The 5522-nt window shown below is 32.2% G+C and carries 5 protein-coding genes; all 5 read left to right on the plus strand.

Annotation, left to right across the window (positions count from 1 at the left end):
- Positions 1–98 precede the first annotated feature (98 nt).
- Positions 99–1439, plus strand: coding sequence for an AAA family ATPase (locus ACOYLP_RS10375; RefSeq protein ID WP_422856098.1), 1341 nt, complete (start codon positions 99–101; stop codon positions 1437–1439).
- A 195-nt stretch (positions 1440–1634) separates the two neighbouring features.
- Positions 1635–3227 (plus strand): VWA domain-containing protein, encoded by a 1593-nt coding sequence (locus ACOYLP_RS10380; RefSeq protein ID WP_422856099.1) that lies wholly within the window; start codon positions 1635–1637, stop codon positions 3225–3227.
- A 372-nt stretch (positions 3228–3599) separates the two neighbouring features.
- On the plus strand, positions 3600–3779 hold the full coding sequence (locus tag ACOYLP_RS10385) for a hypothetical protein (RefSeq protein ID WP_422856100.1): 180 nt from the start codon (positions 3600–3602) through the stop codon (positions 3777–3779).
- 3 nt (positions 3780–3782) lie between these two features.
- Positions 3783–4613, plus strand: coding sequence for a hypothetical protein (locus ACOYLP_RS10390; protein ID WP_422856101.1), 831 nt, complete (start codon positions 3783–3785; stop codon positions 4611–4613).
- Complete coding sequence (locus ACOYLP_RS10395) at positions 4613–5335, plus strand: hypothetical protein (RefSeq protein WP_422856102.1); 723 nt, start codon at positions 4613–4615, stop codon at positions 5333–5335. The genes ACOYLP_RS10390 and ACOYLP_RS10395 overlap by 1 nt, the downstream gene beginning before the upstream one ends.
- Positions 5336–5522: the final 187 nt, after the last annotated feature.

Consider the following 5522-nt stretch of genomic DNA (forward strand, 5'->3'; position numbering starts at 1 on the left):
GAAAACCTATACCAAACCTTAATTAAAATGGTCAACCTATTTCAGGACAAGACACAACGACAGTGCAAACATTAAACAGACAAACAAAATATTGACGAATGACAGTTAAACCTAAAATTACAGAACTCCTCAAACGACTTAATGACGGAGTATTTGAAAAAGAAGATGTAATTGCTTTGACACTTCTTTCAGCAGTTGCAGGAGAAAGTATTTTTCTTTTAGGTGCTCCAGGCGTTGCAAAAAGTTTAATTGCAAGACGACTTAAGTATGCTTTCAAAGACGGCAGTTCATTTGAATATTTAATGAACCGATTCAGCACGCCAGACGAAATATTTGGACCCGTTTCAATTAAACAACTTCGTGACGAGGACAAATATCAAAGAGTTGTAGAAAATTATTTACCCTCTGCAACAGTTGTATTTCTTGACGAAATTTGGAAAGCTGGACCTTCAATTCAAAACGCCTTACTTACAATTCTTAACGAAAAGATTTATAGAAATGGAGATGTAATAATAGACCCAGTTCCAATGAAAGCATTAATTTCTGCATCAAACGAACTACCAAGTAAAGGCGAAGGGCTTGAAGCTCTTTGGGATAGGTTTCTTGTTCGTATTGTCGTTGACGGTGTGCAAGACAAGCAGAACTTTAATGATATGATTTCAAAATCATTAAACTCAAATTCTGACACAGTTACAGAGCCTTTAAAAATTACTGATAGCGAATACCAAAAATGGTGTAAAGACATTGATAATATTGAAATACCTGAAAATGTCTTTAACGTAATTCACGTTATACGAAACTATATTGACCAGCATAACAAACGAGACGAGAATAAAAAGGAAAAGCAAATTTACATTTCCGACCGTAGGTGGCGAAAGACGACAAGATTATTAAGAACATCAGCGTTTTTAAATGACCGCCAAGCGGTAGACTTAATGGACTGTTTCTTAATTAAGGACTGTCTTTGGAATGAAACAGAGCAAATACAAACCGTTTCACAATTTGTAAGAGATGCTATACAAAAGCACGGGTATTCTTTAAACTTTAATTTAACAGGAATAAAAGAAGAGCTTAAAGAATTTCTATTAGAAATACAAGAAGAAACAAAATTTGAAAAAGATACAAGAGTAGAGAGTTACATTATCACTGATGAATATGTAGAAATTATAAATCCACCTTCTCGTAACGACAGATTTATTGGAGAACAAGCTCTAAAGCAACTAACAAATGAAGAACAAAATCATTACTTATTTAATCTAGAATATTCTCATTACCGCCGATATCAATATTATAGTATAAGAAAAGGGAAAGACAATCTTCATATTAAAATTAATGGAACTGATTACAAATTGAAAACAGAAATCAAAGGTGAAAAAAGGCAAATAACAAAAAAACCGCATAAAAAGGTAGAAGAAGACTGGGACTCACTAACGATTTAAAAGAAAAATTAGAAGCCTATCGCAATACTGACTTAAAACATTTAAGAATAAATTTATTTGTTAAGCCGGAATTGGCAAACATTGTGGAAAGTCATATCACAGAAACAAGAAAGGAAATCGAGAAAATAGAAGTTGAAATCCGAAAAATTCAAAATGATTATAAAAAATTTAAGGACGAGGAAAAAGTAATTTAAAATGAACAATTCATTTGAAAGATTTACCCATTTTGGAAGCATTGCCGATAAAGACATTCGCAAAAAATTAGCTATTGAGATTTATGAGCAAATAACAAAAGAAACAGAAAAAGGAATTGGCTTCACCAATTCTAATACTGATAATTTTGCTGATGCTGTTAAAATTATTCTTGCTAATGAAACGATGAAAGAACTTTGTATACAAGACAAAGAACTTGCAGAAAAAATTACCCAAGACATTCTTGATTTTATAAATAAAACTAAAAAGCAAATTAACAAAACAACAAATCCTTATTACGAGGAGACTGAACTTAAAGAAAGTTTTTGTTTAATAGATAGAACTAGTTTTGAGAATCAAAGAGAGTGGCTTAAACTAAAATTTTTCTTAGAAAAAGAATATTCAAATAGAGAAATTGATTTGTCATTTTATTCTAATGAATTTTGGAATAGCTTGGACCCTCGCAATGAGGTCGATAGTTCGATAACTTTTGAAAGTGTAAAAGAGCACTTCATAGAAAAGTGGGAAGAGTTACTATTTAAAAAGAAGACCAAATGGGAACTTGAAATCATAGAAGAACAACGTAAAAAAATTTGCGAAGAACTTTACAAACAAATTGAAGAACTTAAAAAACTTCAAGAAGCGTTAGAACCCTTTACAAATGAGTTAGGCAGACTTTGGGATATGAGTAAAGGAAATTGGCAAAGAGCCAACTTAGACATTTTAAAAAGATATGCAGAACTTTTAAAGAAAGACAAATCACTCAAAGACCTTGCTGAAATGTTAGGAAAAATGCGACAAGCTGAAAAGGAATTCGAAGAAGAAATTTTTAGCAATACCTCAATAAAACCTGAATGGAAAGCAGAACACGCAAGTAAAGCCGACTTAATTGGAATAAGAGAAAGTGATGATTTAAGTAGCTTGTTACCATCAGAAACTGCATTACTTTCTGACGAAACTATGCAATCGGTTTTCTTCAAAAAGTTTGCTGAAAAGAAACTTCAAACATTTGAATATCAAGCCAAAGTTTTATCATTCAAAGAAGAAGAGTTTCAAGACAAACAAGAAAAGGAAAAGGAAGAAACCCAAGGGCCTTTTATTATTTGCGTGGACACAAGTGGTTCTATGCACGGAACACCTGAAACAGTTGCAAAAACGCTTTGTTTTGCTATTCTAAAAATTGCAATTCGGGACAATAGAAAATGTTATCTCATTTCATTTTCAACAGACATAGAAACTTTAAATCTAACAGACCTTAAAAATTCGATTGACAAAATCATAAATTTTTTATCAATGAGTTTTTACGGAGGTACAGACGCAACACCTGCAATGAGAGAAGCACTCCGTATGCTAACAAAGGCAGACTATAAAAAAGCAGACGTAATAATGCTTTCCGACTTTGTTATGTCAGCATTCGACAAGGCAACCCAAGAAAAAATTTTAAAGGCAAAAGAAAACAAAACTAAATTTCATAGTTTGGTAGTTGGCAACAGCCAAAATCCAGCGACTATTGCCAACTTTGACAACAATTGGTTTTACGACACTAATAATCCAAACAGTATTTTGACACTTGTAAAAAACATAAGCGACCTATGACGACCGAAAGAATGCCAGCCGATAACACGGGTTTGGCAAAAGTGGCGGTTCGGTGCTCCGCAGACACATTTGTGCTTAATCAAAGTTTGGTTCTACGCATCAACATTTGTGGTGAAAATCGCCACCTTCGCCAAGCCCAAAAACGTTGTAGGAGATTTCAGACGAGCAGATGTACATAATTGAACAGTAGAAAATAACATGGACGAATGACCTAACACAAAAATAACAGGCACGTCAACATTAACTCTGAGAGAGGTATAACTACTGCTGAGAAAGTGTACATTTGTAAAATTGAAATCGTTAATACTACAAAAAAAGAGGATTAAAAAAAGTGCCTAAAACCTCTTTAAAAAATGAAGCTAATATTAGAATATGAAAAAAATCATACTAGCGATTACAGCAATCGCATTGTTAACAGTTTCTTGCAATAAGGCTAAAAAGACAGTTGAAGAAGAAACAAAGCAGATTTCGCTAATAGAAAACAATTCTGCTTCCAGGATAACAACAAATTCTCAAGAAGTTTTTGTATCAAATGGGATTTTAAATTTTTAAAGTTTGGAAGTGTATGAAGCATTTTTACAAAATTTTGAAAATAAATCATTAGAAGACAAAAATGAATGGTTATCCAATTTTACTTTTTCAAGCTTGCACAGTGTTGGAATTCCAACTGAAATTGAAAGAGTATTTGAAATAGAAGGCTCACCGCTTGAATATATTCTAAACTCGAACTATATTGTAAAAATAGGAAGTCGAACCTGTTTGCTTGACTTTTTAAACTCAGAGATTTTTGTAACAGAATCAAGTGATGAAAATGTAATATCTCAGTTAATAAATAAACAAGCAAACTCAACCAGTATTTTTAATTTTCCATTTGAAGCCGATATTTTATATATTGAAGACCTTACAAATCCAGAAGAAATACAATCTGAAAATGGCGGGCAATATAAAAAATGTAAAGAAAGCGGAGCTCCAAAAAAGGGTAAAGATAATTGCGACGCTGATGATGGTTGTCCTTATACTATTGGTGAAACCACATATAGAGTAAAAGCAAAAGTTGTTTATCAGGCTATGGGTATTAACTTAAGAATACATAGCAAGTTAAAACATAGAAAACAAGGTCAAGGGATAAACAGCGCACCAACGAGCCTATTAATTCAATCTAACGGGTATCCTACAAATATGAACCATTTTGTTAAACCTAAATGTCAATCTATTATCCCAAGTATTTTTAGTACACAACAGAATCCAAATTGTAGTGTCTTGGATTACAACTCATATTCATCAGGTAAAGCACTTCATAAGTACAACGTATATGTTGATTTTTGGTGGGCGCATCCATTTCAGATGACATCAAGTCAGATAACTCTTCATATTGAGCATCAATAATGAATAAGCTAATCATAATAATTGGGGTATTACTGTACCCCAATTATTTAATTTCTCAAATAAAGCTTACCGAGTTTAATTGGAATGGTGGCATTACACATGAAATAACATCATTGCAGACAAACAATACTTCATTGTTAGAATTTGATAATAAATTCACAATTGGGAGCTACGCAAGTATAAATACTAGAATTTCTTATAAAGAAAATTTATCATGTTCATTTGGTTTATTTATTCCTTCAATTGGCTATAAAGGTCAATATAAAAAAGGATGGGAACATACAACTAAAGATGTATATTATTTAGGATATGGATTTAACATAGATTATTTAATATTTAAAAAGCCGAAGTACCATATAAATTCAGGTATTGGATTAATAATGAGCCCAAATAGAAATTTTGGTACATCCAAATCAATTATTAGAAGTAATTACAGTAACATTATTAGTCAGTTTGAAACTTTTTCATTTCAGAATCGTGGTTTTGTATTATCAGCAAATACAGTACTTTCAAAAAAGTTGTTAAAAAATATATATTTTAATTGTGGACTACATGGGGGAGTAGGGTTGAAAAAACTATTTGCTACAAAGTTTACCTACTATTTTTCTGAACAAGATTACATAAATGGAAAAGGTCATTCGCAAACAATTGTAACAAAAGGAGATTTTATTGCTTGTTTTATAGGTATTCAGTATCATATAAACAAAGTACTTATAAAATAGAAACCTCCTACAACATGCGTTTTGCGTCAGTGTGGCTTTTGTACTTGGCTCAACAGCAGAACTTTCTATGAACATTCTACCAACTTTAAACTTCAGTACTTTCTACCACACACCGAACGCAAAGCGCAAAACCGTTGTAGGAGATTTCAGACGAGCGAACAGTTCTTTATTCAACAACAGAAAGAAA

Source organism: Flavobacterium sp. (genome assembly GCF_049318325.1).
Classification (GTDB): domain Bacteria; phylum Bacteroidota; class Bacteroidia; order Flavobacteriales; family Flavobacteriaceae; genus Flavobacterium.

What these genes read in the sequence shown, in the direction of transcription:
- ACOYLP_RS10375 (WP_422856098.1), top strand. Translation starts at nt 99, where the DNA reads ATGACAGTTAAACCTAAAATTACAGAACTCCTCAAACGACTTAATGAC.
- ACOYLP_RS10380 (WP_422856099.1), top strand. Translation starts at nt 1,635, where the DNA reads ATGAACAATTCATTTGAAAGATTTACCCATTTTGGAAGCATTGCCGAT.
- ACOYLP_RS10385 (WP_422856100.1), top strand. Translation starts at nt 3,600, where the DNA reads ATGAAAAAAATCATACTAGCGATTACAGCAATCGCATTGTTAACAGTT.
- ACOYLP_RS10395 (WP_422856102.1), top strand. Translation starts at nt 4,613, where the DNA reads ATGAATAAGCTAATCATAATAATTGGGGTATTACTGTACCCCAATTAT.